11 protein-coding genes and 2 pseudogenes are annotated in these 17,452 nt (G+C 45.7%); 5 read left to right on the forward strand and 8 right to left on the reverse strand.

The features are described 5' to 3' along the window. Positions 1-16: 16 nt before the first annotated feature. Positions 17-2,755, forward strand: coding sequence for a DNA methyltransferase (locus QT984_RS05255; protein WP_333373429.1), 2,739 nt, complete (start codon positions 17-19; stop codon positions 2,753-2,755). Between the two features lie 16 nt (positions 2,756-2,771). Here the strand turns inward: QT984_RS05255 and QT984_RS05260 are convergent, their stop codons facing one another. From QT984_RS05260 to QT984_RS05270, 3 genes are all read right to left on the reverse strand, one after another. Next, positions 2,772-3,083 (reverse strand): DUF433 domain-containing protein, encoded by a 312-nt coding sequence (locus QT984_RS05260; protein WP_333056195.1) that lies wholly within the window; start codon positions 3,081-3,083, stop codon positions 2,772-2,774. 152 nt (positions 3,084-3,235) lie between these two features. Next, the gene (locus QT984_RS05265) at positions 3,236-3,475 is read right to left on the reverse strand and encodes a type II toxin-antitoxin system HicA family toxin (protein ID WP_190662701.1); all 240 of its coding nucleotides are present in this window, start codon (positions 3,473-3,475) and stop codon (positions 3,236-3,238) included. Beyond that, entirely contained in the window at positions 3,468-3,734 is a 267-nt protein-coding gene (locus tag QT984_RS05270; RefSeq protein ID WP_228050329.1) for a type II toxin-antitoxin system HicB family antitoxin, read from the reverse strand. Before QT984_RS05270 ends, QT984_RS05265 begins: the two co-directional genes overlap by 8 nt. A gap of 229 nt (positions 3,735-3,963) precedes the next feature. Here QT984_RS05270 and QT984_RS05275 point away from each other — a divergent pair, with 229 nt between their 5' ends. The 4 genes and pseudogenes from QT984_RS05275 to tnpA all read left to right on the forward strand — a co-directional run. Continuing rightward, positions 3,964-4,404 (forward strand): peroxiredoxin, encoded by a 441-nt coding sequence (locus tag QT984_RS05275; RefSeq protein WP_172192900.1) that lies wholly within the window; start codon positions 3,964-3,966, stop codon positions 4,402-4,404. Between the two features lie 933 nt (positions 4,405-5,337). Beyond that, positions 5,338-7,992: a C39 family peptidase gene (locus QT984_RS05280; RefSeq protein ID WP_333058607.1), complete on the forward strand. Its 2,655-nt coding sequence runs from the start codon at positions 5,338-5,340 to the stop codon at positions 7,990-7,992. 470 nt (positions 7,993-8,462) lie between these two features. After that, positions 8,463-9,667 (forward strand): annotated as a pseudogene (locus QT984_RS05285) (transposase). A 168-nt stretch (positions 9,668-9,835) separates the two neighbouring features. Continuing rightward, positions 9,836-10,066: pseudogene (gene tnpA, locus QT984_RS05290) on the forward strand (IS200/IS605 family transposase); the annotation flags it as partial. A 19-nt stretch (positions 10,067-10,085) separates the two neighbouring features. Here tnpA and QT984_RS05295 read toward each other — a convergent pair. The 5 genes from QT984_RS05295 to QT984_RS05315 form a co-directional block, all read right to left on the reverse strand. Further along, the gene (locus tag QT984_RS05295) at positions 10,086-11,297 is read right to left on the reverse strand and encodes a glycosyltransferase family 4 protein (RefSeq protein ID WP_333057836.1); all 1,212 of its coding nucleotides are present in this window, start codon (positions 11,295-11,297) and stop codon (positions 10,086-10,088) included. Between the two features lie 423 nt (positions 11,298-11,720). Next, positions 11,721-11,945: a hypothetical protein gene (locus QT984_RS05300; protein WP_333057837.1), complete on the reverse strand. Its 225-nt coding sequence runs from the start codon at positions 11,943-11,945 to the stop codon at positions 11,721-11,723. Between the two features lie 241 nt (positions 11,946-12,186). Beyond that, entirely contained in the window at positions 12,187-12,927 is a 741-nt protein-coding gene (locus tag QT984_RS05305; RefSeq protein ID WP_333208484.1) for a low-complexity tail membrane protein, read from the reverse strand. A gap of 422 nt (positions 12,928-13,349) precedes the next feature. Then, positions 13,350-16,514, reverse strand: coding sequence for a translation initiation factor IF-2 (gene infB, locus QT984_RS05310; protein WP_333057839.1), 3,165 nt, complete (start codon positions 16,512-16,514; stop codon positions 13,350-13,352). Positions 16,515-16,896: 382 nt separating this feature from the next. Then, a complete protein-coding gene (locus QT984_RS05315) occupies positions 16,897-17,211 on the reverse strand; it encodes a YlxR family protein (protein WP_333057840.1) in 315 nt (104 codons plus the stop codon). Positions 17,212-17,452: the final 241 nt, after the last annotated feature.

The following is a 17,452-nucleotide window of genomic DNA, read 5'->3' on the forward strand; positions in this document are numbered from 1 at the left end:
TAATTTTACACTTATTATGACCGATACACTAAATAATATCAACAGGTTTGTTGAATACGTCCGTACTTTGAATGGAGACGAAAAAGGCGAGGCACAGGTATTCTGCGATCGCCTGTTTCAAGCCTTCGGTCATCTAGGCTACAAGGAAGCGGGAGCCGAACTAGAATTTCGAGTAAAGGCGAAAGGCAAAACTACGAAATTTGCCGATTTGCTGTGGCGGCCCAGGTTGTTGCTGGAGATGAAAAAACGGGGCGAAAGACTGGAAAAACACTATCAACAAGCCTTTGAATACTGGCTGGAGCTAGTGCCGCAACGTCCCAAATATGTGGTTCTTTGCAACTTTGATGAATTTTGGATTTATGACTTCGATTTACAACTGCGGGAACCGGTAGATCGCATAAATCTCGAAGAGATACCCGATCGCTTCACAGCCTTAAACTTTCTTTTCCCCGAAAATCGCCAGCCTTTATTCAATAACAATAAAATTGATGTAACGCGAACTGCCGCTGACAAAGTTGCTCTAGTTTTCAATCGCTTGGTAGAGCGCGGCGAAAAAGTAGAAACGGCTCAAAGGTTTATCCTTCAGTGTGTAGTAGCATTGTTTGCTGAAGATATCGATTTGTTGCCGCGCGGTTTATTCACCGAGTTTTTAGGTGATTGCCAGATGAATCGAGTTAGTTCCTACGATTTAATTGGGGGATTGTTTCGGCAAATGGGGAGCGATCGCCCCGCACCTAAAGACAGCCGCTATCGAGATGTATCCTATTTTAATGGCGGTATCTTCTCAGTTGTTGAACCCATCGCCCTGACTCGCAGCGAAATCGATCTGCTATTGGAGGCAGCAAAGGAACGGTGGTCAAAGGTAGAACCTGCGATTTTTGGTGCGTTGTTTGAGTCCAGTATGGGCAAAGAGGAACGTCATGCCTTGGGTGCTCATTATACCAGCGAGGCAGACATTCAAAAAGTGGTTTTGCCTACGATTATCCGCCCGTGGCGAGAACGGATTGAAGCTGCGAAGACGCTCAAAGATTTGTTGGCACTGCGGCAAGAATTACTTGATTTCAAAGTTCTCGATCCAGCTTGCGGCAGCGGTAATTTTCTCTATGTTGCTTATCGGGAACTGAAGCGACTAGAGGCACAACTGCTAACTAAAATTCATGAAAATTTCTCTCGTGCTGCTAATGCGATAGGTACGATGTCGCTGGTGAAGACAAGCCAGTTTTACGGCATTGACATCAAACCCTTTGCCGTGGAATTGGCAAAAGTGACGCTGATGCTTGCCAAAAAGTTAGCCTTAGATGAAGAAAACCAGTTGCTCAATACGGTACAGTTGAACCTGGCATTGGAACTAGAGCAAGCATTGCCGCTCGATAATCTCGATCGCAATATCCGCTGTGATGATGCTCTGTTTTGCGAGTGGGAACAAGTTAATGTAATTATTGGCAATCCTCCCTTTTTGGGTGGTAAGCAGATGCGCTTGGTTTTGGGTGATGAATATATCGATCGCATCTTTGCTAAATTTCCTGAAGTAAAAGATTCTGTGGATTTTTGCACCTATTGGTTCCGTCTTGCCCATCAACATTTAGGAGAAAATTGCCGCGCTGGTTTAGTCGCCACCAATTCCATTTCTCAGGGTAAAAGTCGTAAAGCTGCCCTAGATTACATTGCCCAAAATGGCGGCTGCATTTACGATGCCATCTCCACACAACCTTGGTCTGGTGAAGCTAAAGTACATATTAGCATTATCAACTGGCTCAAAACCTCTGATGCTCAAGAATTAACCTACCGTATCGATCACACAATTGTCTCAAACATTAACTCTTCTCTAAAAGCTGAAGTTGATGTTACCCAAGCAGTGCGACTGAAGACAAATTTGAATCGATGTTTTGCAGGTATAACTCCTGTAGGTACGGGCTTTATTGTGTCATTGGAGCAAGCAGAAGCATGGAATAAAGTCAATCCCAAAAATCGGGAAGTAATTCGTCCTTTTCTAGAAGGTAATGACCTCGTAGCCAACAACCCCTACAGAGGTCTAAAAAATTTGATTATCGACTTTAATGACATGAGCATTGAAGAGGCAAGTGAATATGTCCAGCCTTTTCAATGGGTTAAAATGAGAGTGAAACCAGAAAGAGATTTGAATCGTAGAAAGGTTTATCAAAAATACTGGTGGCAATTTGGAGAACGAAGACCCGCAATGCGTCAAGCCCTAAAATCGGTTTCTCAATACTTTGCAGTTACTCAGACATCGAAATGGGCAATTTTTCTTCCTTGTCCTATTGAATGGCTACCTAATGCTAGAACGCGAGTTGTTACCTGCGACGACTTTTATATTTTGGGAATACTCACATCTAGCACTCATCAGATTTGGATGCACGCACAAAAATCAACACTTAAAGCCGATATTTCTTACACTCACAACACCTGTTTTGAAACCTTTCCCTTTCCCCAAAATTGCCCAGAAAAAACCAAAACTGAAATTCGAGCAGCTATGCAGGTTCTCCATAACTATCGTACAGAGTATATGGAGCGCAAACAGTGTGGTATTACCCAATTATACAACGAGTTTTTTAATGAACCTGCCAGCCAACTCGCCAAACTCCACGCCCAATTAGACCAACTCGTTTGCAAAGCCTACGATATCAAAACAAACCAAGACCCCTTAAAGTTTCTATTAGAATTAAACTTTGAAGTTGCACAGCGAGAAACTGAGGGATTACCTGTTGTCGCTCCCTGTTTGCCACCTGTTGTATAAAATCCCAGTGAATTAATTACAGACGATTTTTTAATTTTTGTTGCAAGAGCGATGGGTTTTGAGCTTTCAATTGGCTGGCAAATTCTGCATCTGCTTCGATTGCAGAGCGAATTTCATCTCGACGATCGTGATAATAGGCTAAAGCTGCATAGATATCAGATAAAGTAATACTCGGATAGTGATACAAAATTTCGTCTGGTGACATTCCCATTTGTTCGTGCCAAACAACTATATCCTGAACTCGGATGCGATGTCCGGCGATACGGGGTTTTCTCCCACAGATTCCTGGGGTGATTTCGATATGTTCTTTAATGACGGCGATCGACATGGTAGGGAATTAATATAGGATGTGTCTTCTATTTTAGGACAGGCTAGACGAGTTTGGCTGTAAAAGCCATTTTAGGCGATCGCTTTTCTGAGTCGCAAAGACGGCTACTCCCAATGTTGAAACAGCCAACCAGGGAGCATATTAATGCGGACTTAACTAATCATCCCCTCAATTTCTGGATCGGTAAACCCAAATTGCCTGAAAATCCGCAACACATAAGCTGGTGACATTTCCCCAGCACCCATATCAATCGGAACAATCCTTTTTCGGTCTTCAATTTCACGCATATACAAACGGTGATCCCCTTTCCCCTCTCGGTAAAACTGACATCCGTTTTCTTCTAAAATCTTAATTAATGCTTTAGGTTTTAAAGATGGAAGGTTTTTAGGCATAAACTTTTCTTAGTTCATAAGTGTCTGAGGCTTCGGCATCTTCTAAAGTTAGAAACTCGTGTAACTCATTAATAGAAAGAGGGCTGAGATAAACATCAGACTCGGATTCATAGACTTCGGAAAATGACTCAATAGCTTGTTTGAGTTTATCAATAGATTGTTCTGGAGTATTGCCTTGTCCCACCAAGCCATTTTCCAAACACAAAGAAACCCAATAATCAGCACTTTTTCTGATAATCACAGTGTAGAAATCAATCATATATTATTTGCTAAATTAATTTTCAGCGAGTCGGCAAATCAGGAAAACACACGGATAATCTAACACGCGATCGCCCGCAAGTCAACGCAGAAAATCGCCCAATCGAACTATTTCCAAGCGCAAATTTTCCTTGGGATGAACTCAATCCCGAACCTCGCATTCAAAACATTGACGGTAGTAGCACAAAATCAACTAAAATAGGTTGGTAAATCCCAAGAAAAACAAAACTATGACATTACCAGTTGGGTGCGCTGCCCCTCAGTTTACCGCCAAAGACACCAACGGCAACACCGTCTCCCTGTCCCAATTCGCAGGTAAAACCGTAATCTTGTATTTCTACCCCAAAGATGACACCCCCGGCTGCACCAGACAAGCCCAAAGCTTCAAAGCAGCCCATGAAGAATACAAGGGCAAAGATATAGTAGTTCTCGGTGTCAGCCGCGACAACGAGGAATCGCACCAAAAGTTCACAGAGAAATACGGTTTGCCTTTCCAGCTTTTAGCAGATGTTGATGGCACGATTACCAAAGCTTACGATGTCGAGAAAGGCGATTATGCCAAGCGCGTTACTTTCGTCATCGACGGTACCGGCAAAATCATTCAAGTTTATGAGGGCGAAACCATGAAAGTTGACACTCACGCTCAAGATATTCTCGTCACCATAGTTTAGTCGAAGTTTAGCCGAAGTTTAGCCGATCGCGCTAACCTTCCTGCACGCACCAAACGGCTAAAAACCCGGTTTCTTCCTAGATGCCTCGTTGCTATAAGCAATATTCTCCTAGGAACCGGGTTTTTTTCGTAAGTCCTGACCGAAAGCATCCAGGATACAAGCCCCCGGATTCATCTCGCGCAAGTCAATCCTTCAAATCTAAAATCTAAAATCTAAAATCTAAAATCGCGCAATCGATTGACCGAAAGCATCCAGGATACAAGCCCCCGCATTCATCTCGCGCAAGTCAATGCTTCAATTCTAAAATCTAAAATCTAAAATCTAAAATCGCGCAATCGATTGACTCAGCAAGTGAGGGGTCAAGGGTACAGGGGGAAACAACCGACTCGAATTAAATTCCTTCCCTCAAAACTTGCACCACAAATCAGCTCAACCAGGCATATATTCGGTTAAGGTGCTTATGGTACGTCTAAAGTTAGATTTGTGGCGCAACTCCCGCCAATAGTTAAAAACTTATGCTGGAAAAGGCATTAACCGCCCGTAGGCTGAATCTAGGGGCGATTTTGTCCTGGTTCGAGTCATTGTGTTTGTTGACACTCCTCGCCCTGAAGGCACGAGGATTCTTAAGACATTTCGATCTTAATATCCCTAGTAATAGGGTTCCCAGGCTGACCACGAAAAGCACATAGGTGTGTAGTCATATCTCCTCTGTGAATGTTTTGGGCGTAGACTTTCCCCCAGTCCGGGGGTAGGTTTTTAAATCTTGTCTGATCTGCTTATTGTACCATATTCATTTGTTTAGATGGATGTGTTATTTTACTTAAAAATGGAAAAAGCCGTCCTCAAAGGACGGGGTTTTAAACCCAATCTTCTGATAAAATCAGAAGTTATCCTTGCTTTAGCTGAATAACTAAGTAGGTAGAGGGATATATAATGACAACCAACAACATTATTTTGAGTTACTTAGGCCCGCGAGAAATTGAGGTCAATAGAGCCGCTGTGTTACTTGGCACTTTTGACACAAATCTAGTGGCAGCGATTTCAGCATTAGAAGGCTCAAATGCCCTGAATGTCGGGAGAAATCTCTCTAGAGGCATTTGGAACATCAGTTTAGAAAAAGGATTCGATAGCGCAGGAACTCGCACAGTGCAGGTGAGGGCAACTGATAAGACTGGCAAAGTTATCGGCCAACAAACAATTAACATCAAAGTTAATCCTGCTTCTGGGGCACCCGCTCAAATTTTCACGTTAATTACTCTCACAGATACCAAATTCAAAGCCGGAACACTGCCCGCCAGCAATCTCAACGAGCTGCAAAAAGCGGACATACCAGCAGGGAAAATTTATCCAGTTAGCGACTACGAATTAGAAGACGGACATCTGAATGTTCAACTAAATAATCCAATTTATCCGGTGGGAAAAACCGGCTTTTTCTACGAAAAACACGTACTCATAACCAAAGGCGCAAAAATTCTCATATTCGATCGCGCCGAGTTGCCGACCCCGCCTCCTGGAATGCAGTTACTGTGGGTGATCAAAAAGACCTGGTTAAAGTTCACCCCCGCAGATTCTGGAACTTTAGGCCCAACTCAGAAATTACTATTTAACCCAGGAGAAACTTTCAATCTTCTCGGCTACGCTTGCGTGGAAAACCATTTCAGAGTCGCTTTTGCTCGGGCAGTTCCTAACTTAGGAACTTCGGGATTTCTGTACTGGCTGCACGTCCAAATTTTGCGAGACGGGAGGGGAATTGAGTATGATAGAAATGCAGTTACGATGACAATCATCAAAACAACTGTGTTTAAAAAGCGGCCGATAAATGCCGCTAGCCTGCCACCCCAAGAAAAAATTACCTTGCCGGCGGGAATGATTTACGGAATTGCCGGATTCTTGATCGAACAAAGCCACATTAAAGTCTCGCTGACCGAGAATTTGCCACAATTTGGCAATACAGGCTTCATTTATCCCGATTTTGTGCAATTCAGCCGCGGTGGCAAATCTTTTAATCCCGCTGTGAATTTAACTTATCAAGGGCCGTCAGAAGTTTTAGTAAATCAGCCGATCGTCCTTCGGGGTACTTTTGACCGGCAACAAGCAGCAAAAATTGACGTGATAGCTGAGGATAAATTTCCCCTAACCGTCACTCTAAACCAAGAGACTAGCACTTGGCAAGTTAATTTGTCTAAAGGATTTAGCGTAGCTGGAGCTCGGTGGCTCAGGTTGCGGGCAACTGACAGCAAAGGCAACGTTACTGGCAGCCAAATAATTTACATTGCCGTAACTTCCGATCCGCTAACTGTCGGACGAGGTTTGACCTTAAAGATAGTTTCTGACACTTTGTTTAAGGTAGTTCCTCTTGATTCTTCCAGGCTCAACAATCAGCAAAAAGTTGTTGTCAAAGCAGGCCAGACGTTGGCCGTTAGCAAATACGGATTTATTGACGGGCATCTCAAGGTGGTTCTGGATTCAGCAATTTGGCCGATCGGCACTTTTGGCTATTTTTATGAACCCGACGTTCAGTTGGCAAAAGGTACTCAAATCCTAAGATTTGACCTGGCTGACGTACCCAATAGCAACGGGGGCGCTCAACTTTTGGTAACTCAAACAACTCAGATTAAAGCTAAACCCGAAGATTCATCGAAACTGCCTGCCGATCAAATTGCTGACCTACTTTTAGGCAGCACCTATGCCATTACTGGTTATGCCTGCATTTTGGGGCATTTCCGAGTAACTCTCGCCCAATCTATTCCCGGTTTCGGCAATATCGGATTTATTTATTGGCAGGACGTTAAAATTAAAAAAGACGGCAAAGAAGTTCCCTTTGACGCGGATGCTTTGACGATGACAATCCTGCAAGCAACTGTCTTTAAAAAACGGCCGGTAGATTCTTCTAGCCTGAGCAGTACCGAGAAAACTACGCTGCCTTTAGGTCGAGTTTACGGCGTGAACAGCTACGGTGCGGAAGGATCTCACCTGAAAGTTTCTCTGACTGAAGAACTGCCGAATTTGGGCAATACAGGTTATGTTTTTCCTAGTTTTGTTCAGTTCAAGCGGGGAGATAAAATTTTCGATCCGGTTCCGAACAATGTGGAATTGAACGTGCCGTATTTTTCGCAGCGAGACAATCCGCGTTTTGACTGGTCTACTTGCAACGTAACTTCGATCGCCATGGTGCTTTATTATTACGGCCTTCGTTCTAAGTGGGGCGGACAGTTGGAGGATGAGTTGTTGCAGTGGTGTTTCGACTATGCCGGCCAGGGATCTCAAACGGATCACAGCGTGCTTTCGGCGCTGATTCAGGCCTACGGGTTTAAGACGAGTTTTAGTACGACTCGCAAATGGGCCGAGGTGCGATCGGAATTGCTAAATCGGCGGCCAGTAGTTTTAGCAGGAGATTTTACTGCTGCCGGTCACATTCTTACTGTCATTGGCTACAATTCTCAGGGTTATATCGTGCAAGATCCTTGGGGAGATGCACTCACTGGTTACAGCGATACTGAGGGGAGAAAGTTGATGTATCCCTACAGTTATGTCAATCAAGTTGCTGGGCCAGATGGGAATGTTTGGGCACATTTTATCTATCCATAATTTACTCTACTGTTAGCAAATTGTGAGGCACTGCGGCTATTCGTAAGGTGTGCATAACAGCTATTCGTAAGGTACTTAATGCACACCCTACCTAACTTAGGAAATCTTGCGCTTAGGAATGAGAATTAAATAACTTACAATCTTTATTGTTCTTGTGGCATGGGCGTCCCGCCCGTGCATAAAGGACGGGCGGGACGCCCATCCCACTTTCAATAGTGTAAATTATTTAATTTGCGATCCTTAATTTTGCATTTTGCTGCGCCAATGCCTAAAAAGCTCAACCCTACTAAAGTACCAAACCAAGTGGGAGCATCCCGCTGTTTAACTAGACAGAAATACTTAGGGGTTGCTGAATATATCGCCCGCGTGTTACGTGGCCTGGGTTATTTGATCGCGCGATCGAGAGTAAAGTCGCAGCGATCAACAGGTAGAATAGGTCAAAAGCCGTGCATCACCACCTGCGATCGTGTATAAAAAAGCTGAGCTTGCCCCAAGCCCCCCATCCGACGCAAGAACTCCCCTTTGAAGGAAGATTATCAGAAGATAACCGTTGGGTAAAAATGGCCCAACTAATTCCTTGGTCGAAATTTGAATCAGACGCAAAAAATGAATCAACCAATCAAGGAAAATTAATCATAGATGCCACCTGTGCCCCAGCAGACATTAGCTACCCCACCGACTTAGGACTATTAAACAAGGCAAGAATTCACACAGAAAAAATCATCGACATTCTTTATAAGTCCCTCAAAGTAAAAATTAATAAAAAACCCAGAACCTACCGAAAAATAGCCTGAAAAGACTACTTAGCAGTAGCCAAACAACCACGACCATTACGAAACAAAAAAATCCCAGCCTTGAAAAAATAACGGCAATATATTAAAAGAAACCTCGCTCATATTGAACAGCTAATTGAATCAGGTGCCACCCTACAAAGTATGACCAAAAAGCAATATAAAACCTTGCTAGTTGTCACAGAAGTCTATCGGCAACAACTCTGGTTATTTGAAAATAAAAAACAGAGTATATCGGACAGTTGGGGTAAGTTTAAGCCAACCGCACATCCGTCCCATTGTCAGAGGAAAAGCAGGGAAACCTGTAGAGTTTGGAGCAAAACTATCAGCGAGTTGCAGTGAAGGATATGTATTTTTATACCGGATGAGCTGGGATAATTTTAACGAATCAGGAGACTTAAAAGCACTCATTTGAAGCCTTTAAAAATTACACAGGATACTATCGGTGAATCAGTCCATGCCGTTAGCGAAGCCCTCGAAGAGGATCGCATTTACCGAAATCGGGAAAACCGAGCATGGTGCAAAGAAAAAGGAATTAGAATCAGTGGGCCACCCTTGGGAAGACCCCCAGCAACTGTGAGTAAAGAAAAAAAGAAGCAAGCCTTAGAAGATGAGAGGATTCGTCAGGCAATTGAGGGAAAATTTGGGGCTTGCGTAAACGCAGATTTAGTCTCGATCTCATCATGGCAAAACTTGATAATACTTCACAGACAGCTATTGCTATCACTTTTTTAGTCATGAACCTTTCTACCTGGTTAAGATGGGTTTTTTTTGTGTTTTTATGCCGTTCGTGGAAAACAATGCCCATTTTTGGCTCTAATATAATCTGCGTTTATAACTTGCTCACATTGACGAAGGAAAAACTCATCTTTAACTCTGCTTGAATATATCGTGAGCTCCTGTTCTTAGTTTGCGATCGATTATTCAGCAAGCCCTAATTCGTTCATTGTAACTCAAAAAAGCCTGAAGTGATTACGGATCAATCACTTCAGGCTGGAATTTTTTAAATTTATAACCATCAATTCTATTTAAATACCTGCAAAATGTGGGATGTACATTTATTGGTTAACGTTAACCCGACTGATGTCGCTAGCTTTGTCCTGCAAAGAGTCAAAGGCAGGGCTTCCAGTTACTTAAGAAAAGAGTTTCCTGAATAGTGAAAATTGCCTACCTTGTGGACTCCTAGTTATTTTGTCGGTAGTGTTGGCAATGTCTCAACTGAAACCGTCCGAAAATATATTGAAGAACAGAGAAATAAATACTCCGCAACACTGGTAGCCTAAAGACTACAACTGCGTTTCATCAAGAGCTTGAAATACCGGGGTTCTCACGCGACGCGCTATAGGCTGCAGAAGCTAGTCGTTGTTCAAATAACCACTGTTTGCTTTCAGGAGAATCATCCAGCCAGCGATCGATCAAGTCCGCCCATTTGACAGGCAGACGCAACTCCTGCCAGGTTGAGTGAGAAGCGACAGAAAGATTGTGGTAAAGCGCTGAATCCGAAATAACTTTTTCGATACATTCTGCTAAAGCCAGAGAGTTCCCCGCTTCAAAAATCATCGAATTAATACCGTGTTTTAAGTGGGTTTTAAACATCGGGTGATCTGAAGCTACTATCGGTGTTCTAGTCCGTAAAGCGTGCTGAATAGTCAGGGGAAAACCTTCGGGATACTCGTGCCTGCTAGTAACTAACACGAGATCGGATTCTCTCATTAAAGGTTCTAAACTCTGAGTTGGCACGATTCCCAGAAAATCTACACAATCTTTAATTTGTAACTCTTCGACTCGCTGGGCAAAAAACTCCTCTTCACCTTTACCTGCCATTTTTAAGTGAACTGATATATTATTCCGTTCTCTTAACTTTGCTACGGCTCTCAATATATCACCCACGCCCTTACTTTGTATTAACGAACCAGCGTAAAAAAGTTGAATTTTTTTGATGTCCGCAGGGATTGTTTTCGGCGACAAAGAGCCGGGATTGGTCTCTAAGAGAAAGTCCCAGGGAATTATTTTATCAGCTTTTACTCCTATTTGTTGGAACAATAAAGATGACGTAATGCCGTAAGTTCCAACCCATTCTATTTGCTTGTTATTCAACAATTGGGACAGGAAATAGTTGCGGTATTTATTGCGCCAAGTTGTTGTCGCAATAGATTCTGCAAATACAGCGATGGTTTTAATTTTGTTTTTTATTGCCCACTTAAAAATGTCTGGAAAAGTCGTCCGCATGACTAAATGAGTCGGCTTTTGCTGGGCAATTAACTCGATCAATTTTTGGGTATCAATTTTGTAATTAAATCCGCAACCGATCGCCCGCACGCCGTTTTCTAGAACCCGATCGTTAAATTCGGGTGTCATGCAGCAAATAACCGTTACTGACTCAGCTCGTTTTGCCATCTCGGTGACGGCATCAACAGAATATTTTTGAGCGTAGTATGTTTCGCTTCCACCTTTGGCTAAACGATCAAAGGCTTCTGCGTAATCGCCGGCATACTGAACTATGACTAAGCGCATTTTCCTCAACTCTGGTTGTAAAGTATTTAATAGGACTTACGATGCAAAAGATGTGTAAGTAGGTTGATCGGGACGGTTTGAGGTACCGCCACAACCGCACTATTAATTTTATTTTGCTTCAGTCTTATTATAAAGAGTTTCGGCAACAGCCAGGTCAATAGATAGCGGCCGCAGTCGCTTTGTATTGGGGGTTTCAGGCTAATTTTCTCTTGATGTATCTGAGAGTGTGTTGCAAGTAGAATGCGGGAATTAATCCCGACTAAGTAAGGAGAAATACTGTCCCCTGCAATTTGATCTCCGAAGTTGCGATCGACACTCACTCTCGACACTCACTATCGGTACTCAGTTAGCATATTGGAGGGGATGCCAGCAGAATTGGGCTATAAAGTTCACAAATCGTGACAATATTTGGTTTTACGGCGCTCAATAAGCCAAAGTTTCTAAAGTTTCTCGCAGATAGGAACGAACCTGCTGATCGAGGGTGGCATTTTGGTGCTGACGCTCAAAATTGAGTTCTAGCTGCCAGCGTTGAAATCCTGAACTTGCGCCGATCGCGGATTTGAGACTGCCCCAGATTTCAGAATCTTCGCACAGCTCGATCGGCTCGGCGGCTTGAGGTTCTTGTGCGATCGGTAGATAATTCGCCATATTGTTATACCTCTGTTTTAATCCCCTGTAAGGATTGAAAGCTGACCTTGACACTCTCTATTATAGATTCTTCTCTCCAAAGAGCCAACCTAAAATATCCACAACCTGCGATTAAAAATTAAATATTAAGACTATTAATAATCTCTATCACAAGAGGGGTGTTACCTATTTTCTTCACAGCATACATCTGTACAAATTAAAGTAGCTTAAACTACAATTGTCCCCTTATTAATTTTTTATTTCACTTTTTTTCGATCGACTCTTCGGGTAGAGATGTAACGCCGTTGGAGTCAGCAGGTTTTGGGTTGACAATACTGCCGACTGACGAATTCCCTCTTGTGGATGCTGAACCAATTGACTCTGCCGCTGCAGCCACAGCGGCAGTTGTCTCGGCTGCCAAAGCCGGCAAAAGTCGATCGACTTGCCAAGGCGCGATCGTAAAATCCTGCCGAATTTTTTCTAAAACATGAGGCTGTGTCGCTGCAAATTCTGATTCCGGCGTCAGCAAAACCGCCATGACACTAGCAGACACCTGCAAAAACAAATTGCTAGCTAAAAAAGCAGCAACTGCCAACAACAATCCAGCCCACCGCCAGGAAGGAGGAAAGGGAGCAACCGTTGCCGCGAGGGGAGCCAATCGGTAGAGTTGCCACAAAATTACTGCCAGCAAAACAGCTACAAAAAGAGCGATTCCTTGATTTAACTTAGTTTTAAATCGAGTCAGAAGCCGCTGCTGCACCGAAGTTAAATTCTGCGGTTTCACCGCCACAACTAAAATACTAAAAATGTAAAAAGGGCGGAACCACTGCATCCACAGCACAGGAACAATACCGGCTACAGCCACTAAAAATATTTCTAACCAGACAGGGAGCAGGGGAGAACCCACTGCGAGTCCCAGCAAGCACACTCCTAGGAATATCGGCAGTGCAGCCGCCCCAGAAAGATGAATCCACAAGAAAGGATCTGACCAAAAAGAACGCACTTTAAAAAATAATTATGAGTTATGAGTTTTGAATTTTGAGTTTTGATAGTCGGGGACGCATTCTTAAGCAATAAACCTGGTGCAAAGAGTACATCTCTAGAAGTAACACCAAGCATTTTGGGAGGAAACTCGATTGCGGTGCGTAAGTCTTATTGGAGTTTGAAATTTTGAATTTTTAGCAACAGCCAAGACGATGAGGACGTTGTTAATTGTGGATATATTTGCTTTTCTTACTTCTTCCTTCTCTCCTCGATAACTAAAACCTTCTGCCTTCTGGATTCTTGCTTCTGCTATAAGTTAAAAACAAAAGTTGCGAGTGATGACTTTAGGAGTATTGAGTGAAGAGAAGAGTTGCGAGCGATCGGCAATTTAGTTGCGATCGCTCAAAAATTCTCTTCCCTCTCAACACTCACCACTCAAAACTATTGAGAGAGAGTCCGGCGTTTAGTAACCATCCGGTAGGCTTCAATAATATCGCCATCCGCCCAGTCGCTAAACCCGCTCAAGGAAATGCCGCATTCAAAGCCAGCATTGACTTCCTTGGCATCTTCCTTCATCCGTTTTAGGGAGTCGAGGACACCTTCGTAAACGACATTGTTGCCCCGGCGCACCCGCACCTTACAGTTACGGATGACTTTGCCAGAGAGTACCATACATCCAGCCACAGCCCCGCGACCGATCGCAAAGACAGCGCGCACTTCGACGCTTCCCAAAGGTTCTTCCACCAATTCGGGTTCCAGCAGGCCTTCCATCGCCCCTTGAATGTCATCCAAGAGGTTGTAGATGATGCTGTATTCCCGCACGTCTACGCCAGCTTGGTCAGCCGCGAGGCGAGCGTCGGTGGCCAGAGTAGTATTGAACCCGATAATTACAGCATTACTGGCTGCTGCGAGGTCAATATCCGTTTCTGTAATTTCCCCAGGAGCAGATAGCAGCAGTCGGAGTTGAACTTCTTTTTGAGGAAGTTGAGTCAGAGCGCCGACAATTGCTTCGAGGGAGCCTTGGACATCTGCCTTCAAGATCAAGTTGAGTTCCTTGAGAACGCCTTCCTTAGCTTGTTGAGAGAAGCCGCTGAGGCTGATCCGGCCGCCTTGCAGCAGGCGTGAATCTCGTCTGGAGGTAGCTCTTCCGCTTGCGATCGCCGCAGCTTCTTTTTCGTTTGCGAAGACATCAAACTCGTCTCCGGCGCGAGGAACTTCCCGCAGCCCTAGCACTTCCACCGCGAAGGATGGAGTTGCGTGTTCTACGCGATCGCCCCGGTCATCGATCATTGCCCGCACCTTGCCCAAAGCCGAGCCTGCGACCACAATATCGCCCACTCGCAGAGTGCCGTTCTGAACCAGCAGAGTTGCCACAGGCCCCCTTGCCTTGTCGAGGTGAGCTTCAATCACAGTACCCTTAGCCGGTCGGTGCGGGTTGGCGTTGAGGTCTTCCATTTCCGCGACTGTCAGAATCATTTCCAACAGCGTATCCAGGTTTTCGCCTCGGATCGCGCTGACTGGAACCATCGTGATATCGCCCCCCCAGTCATCTGCCACCAAGCCGTACTCAGTAAGCTCTTGCTTCACCCGTTCCGGCTGAGCACCCTCCTTGTCAACTTTATTGATAGCCACGACAATTGGCACTTTCGCAGCTTTCGCGTGGCTGATCGCTTCAATTGTCTGGGGTCGCACGCCGTCGTCCGCCGCCACCACCAAGATGGCGATGTCCGTAACCCGTGTTCCCCGAGCCCGCATCGCTGTAAAGGCTTCGTGACCGGGCGTATCCAAAAATACCACCTGCTGGCTCTTGCCTTCGTGTACCACATCCACGTGGTAAGCACCGATGTGCTGGGTAATGCCCCCAGCTTCTCCCTGAGCCACCTTGGTTTTGCGGATCGAGTCGAGCAAGGTAGTTTTACCGTGATCCACGTGACCCATAATCGTTACTACTGGGGGACGGCGTTCGAGGTATTCCAAATCCGCTTCGTCCAGCATCTCGATCACTTTGATAGCTGGGGCTACTTTTTCTGGGGTTTCCACCTCTACGCCCATTTCTTCGGCTACCATCCTCACCGCTGGAATGTCCAGGGTTTCGGTAATATTTACCGCAATTCCTTTAGAGAAAAGCCGCTTAATAATTTCGGTTTCGGGAACAGCCAGAGTAACTGCTAGTTCTTGAACGGTCATCGGCCTGCTCAGCAGCAGCTTTTCTGGACGTTCTACCTTAGCTTCGGCTGTTTTGCCCCGGTTGCCGCGTCCCCCGCTCGAACCTGAAGAACTTTTATCGTGAGAAGGGCCTGGTCTCTTATTTTTTCCGCTGCTTCCGGGTGCGCCCGGAGTTGGTGTTGACTTGGGTGCTGCTTGTCCCTTCGCTTTCGCTGGGCGGGCTAGGGACAGGCTGACCGTGACTGGTGCTGGGAGATCCAAGCCGTTTTCTAAGTCATCGTCATCCTCGTCTATGGGTTTGAGGCGAGAACGTTTTGCCTTAACAGCTTTGGCAGCTTTGGCAGCATCTGAGTTTTCGTCATCATCTTCTTCCCAAATGACCGATGTCTTTTTGGCAGGACGAGGGAGGGAGGGCCTTTCGAGGAGAGGAATCTCCAGCAACGGCGTATTATCTTCTTCATTGTCATCAGTGTCATCCCCTAGCGCTCCGGTGCCACCGCCCCGGCTACGCAGCCCGGTAGCTGACGTTGCGGGGGCCAGGCTCCGGCGCGGCCCACCGGGCTGGGGTCGATCGGCCAGTGGAGTTTTGACTGGGCCACCAGGGCCTTCCCGGCGCGGTATGCGCGCGTCGCGAGATTCGGTACCTCCCGGTGCAGGTCTGCTGGGGCGGCTCGGTTTAGCCGGCGCTTCCAGAGTTTCTGACTGTCCTGATTGCTCTTGCTCGGTTTTTGCCAGTTTGAGTACCGGCTTGTTCCCCAGATTTTGTGGGGTACGGCTAGCCGACTCGGACGCCCCTCTGACGGGCGGCGACGTGAGTTTTGCCGAGGGCGCAGGAGGGGCCATCGGCGGTTGCTGGGTGCGTTCTGGAGCCTTGGACGACGGCGGTTGAGGTGCCGCCGGTGCCTGAGCCTGGGCGGTGGTTTCCGGGGCGATCGCACCTACATTTTCCGACACTCTTTCTGACGGAGCCGCCGACACAGCGACATTTGGCTTCGACAGTACAGGTCGATTGATATTTGGTTTAGCTGGAGGCTGGAGTTGTTGAGCAGCAGGCGACTTGGGAGGAGTTGCCACGGTTGCCGCCGGCTGGTTTTTGTTCTCCTCGTTGCCTGCAGGCTGGGAGGAGGCACCAGCCGGCCGTACTTTTGGACTGCGTATTTCTAAAATTTGCTGCTTTTTTTGTTGGTCGTTAGGGTGAGGGCCAGATTCTCTCGATGGCGCGGCTGCTCTTTCGGGTGGAGCTGGCTTGCCGGGGGAAGAGTGGCTACTGGCTACGTATTTTTCCGCCGTTTTGCGAATGCGCTCTGCTTCGGATTCTGTAATTGTGCTGCTGTGGCTCTTGACTGAAATATTGAGCCGCTCGCAAACTGCCAAGATGTCTTTATTATCCAAATTTAGTTCCCGTGATAATTCGTAAATTCTTACTTTGCCGTTGTTCATCCACTCTGCCCTCTTTTGTGCCAACCAGTTTTTACATTGTGATTTTTTGTGCTAATGACGACATCATTCGGTGTGATTGATTCAGTGTCAGGAATCGGGGTTTTGGTACTCGCTCAGCAATTTTATCTAAAAGATGCAACTCGCTGAAGTCTGCGGTTGAAGAATTCTCAAGTCTGTTTGGGAACTTGGAACTCCGAAGTCTGAGTTTTGGCAAAACCCACTCTCTCAAGCTTCAAAGTTTGCCTTTCCACCTTGAGGATACCTCTGCTAGTACCCTACCCTTATCTAATCTGACACAAATCTTTCCAGACTGGTGGGCAGATCGGATTGGGGTTTTATAGCTGGCGCTACCGGTAATTACTGGTAGGGCTGCCAAGAGGGTTTATACAGTCGATGCCGAACTATTGTCGGTTTTTCGTCCGGCTAGGCCCGAGTAAGATGTACAGTCAGATGTGGCTAAACGCTGCCAAAGTGTTTGGTAGAGTTCGTCAGACACAGGCGCTTTGAGCGATCGCCCAAGTCGATTTTTTTTCTGAGCTGCTTTGAGGCATTCGGCTTCCCGACAAAGGTAAGCAGAACGACCCATGCCACGATCTAATTGTACCTGATGAGAAGGATAGAGCCTGACTACTCGCCAAAAAGCTTCCTTAGGAGCTATTTTTCGACAACTTGCACAGCACCGGTAGTTCGGTTTCATTTCTTGTGAGAGGGGGAGTAGGGGACAACTCCTCCTTGTCTGGCGAAGATAGAAAATCTTAGGACAAGGAGTCAGAAGACAGAATTCAGAATTCAAAATACGCCATGCCCCAAGTCAGGGGTAAGGGTTACGGAAAAAATTTTTTGTGTTCCACGATTAAAATCGGGGGCTTTAAAGCTCGATTCTCCATCCTGTCGCACGGAACCCATTCTGGATTCTGAATTCTGAATTCTTCTTCGGT

This window comes from Microcoleus sp. Z1_B2, from assembly GCF_036700325.1.
In the GTDB taxonomy this organism is placed as follows: Bacteria; Cyanobacteriota; Cyanobacteriia; order Cyanobacteriales; family Microcoleaceae; genus Microcoleus.

What these genes read in the sequence shown, in the direction of transcription:
- QT984_RS05255 (WP_333373429.1), top strand. Translation starts at nt 17, where the DNA reads ATGACCGATACACTAAATAATATCAACAGGTTTGTTGAATACGTCCGT.
- QT984_RS05260 (WP_333056195.1), bottom strand. Translation starts at nt 3,083, where the DNA reads ATGTCGATCGCCGTCATTAAAGAACATATCGAAATCACCCCAGGAATC.
- QT984_RS05265 (WP_190662701.1), bottom strand. Translation starts at nt 3,475, where the DNA reads ATGCCTAAAAACCTTCCATCTTTAAAACCTAAAGCATTAATTAAGATT.
- QT984_RS05270 (WP_228050329.1), bottom strand. Translation starts at nt 3,734, where the DNA reads ATGATTGATTTCTACACTGTGATTATCAGAAAAAGTGCTGATTATTGG.
- QT984_RS05275 (WP_172192900.1), top strand. Translation starts at nt 3,964, where the DNA reads ATGACATTACCAGTTGGGTGCGCTGCCCCTCAGTTTACCGCCAAAGAC.
- QT984_RS05280 (WP_333058607.1), top strand. Translation starts at nt 5,338, where the DNA reads ATGACAACCAACAACATTATTTTGAGTTACTTAGGCCCGCGAGAAATT.
- QT984_RS05295 (WP_333057836.1), bottom strand. Translation starts at nt 11,297, where the DNA reads ATGCGCTTAGTCATAGTTCAGTATGCCGGCGATTACGCAGAAGCCTTT.
- QT984_RS05300 (WP_333057837.1), bottom strand. Translation starts at nt 11,945, where the DNA reads ATGGCGAATTATCTACCGATCGCACAAGAACCTCAAGCCGCCGAGCCG.
- infB (WP_333057839.1), bottom strand. Translation starts at nt 16,514, where the DNA reads ATGAACAACGGCAAAGTAAGAATTTACGAATTATCACGGGAACTAAAT.
- QT984_RS05315 (WP_333057840.1), bottom strand. Translation starts at nt 17,211, where the DNA reads ATGAAACCGAACTACCGGTGCTGTGCAAGTTGTCGAAAAATAGCTCCT.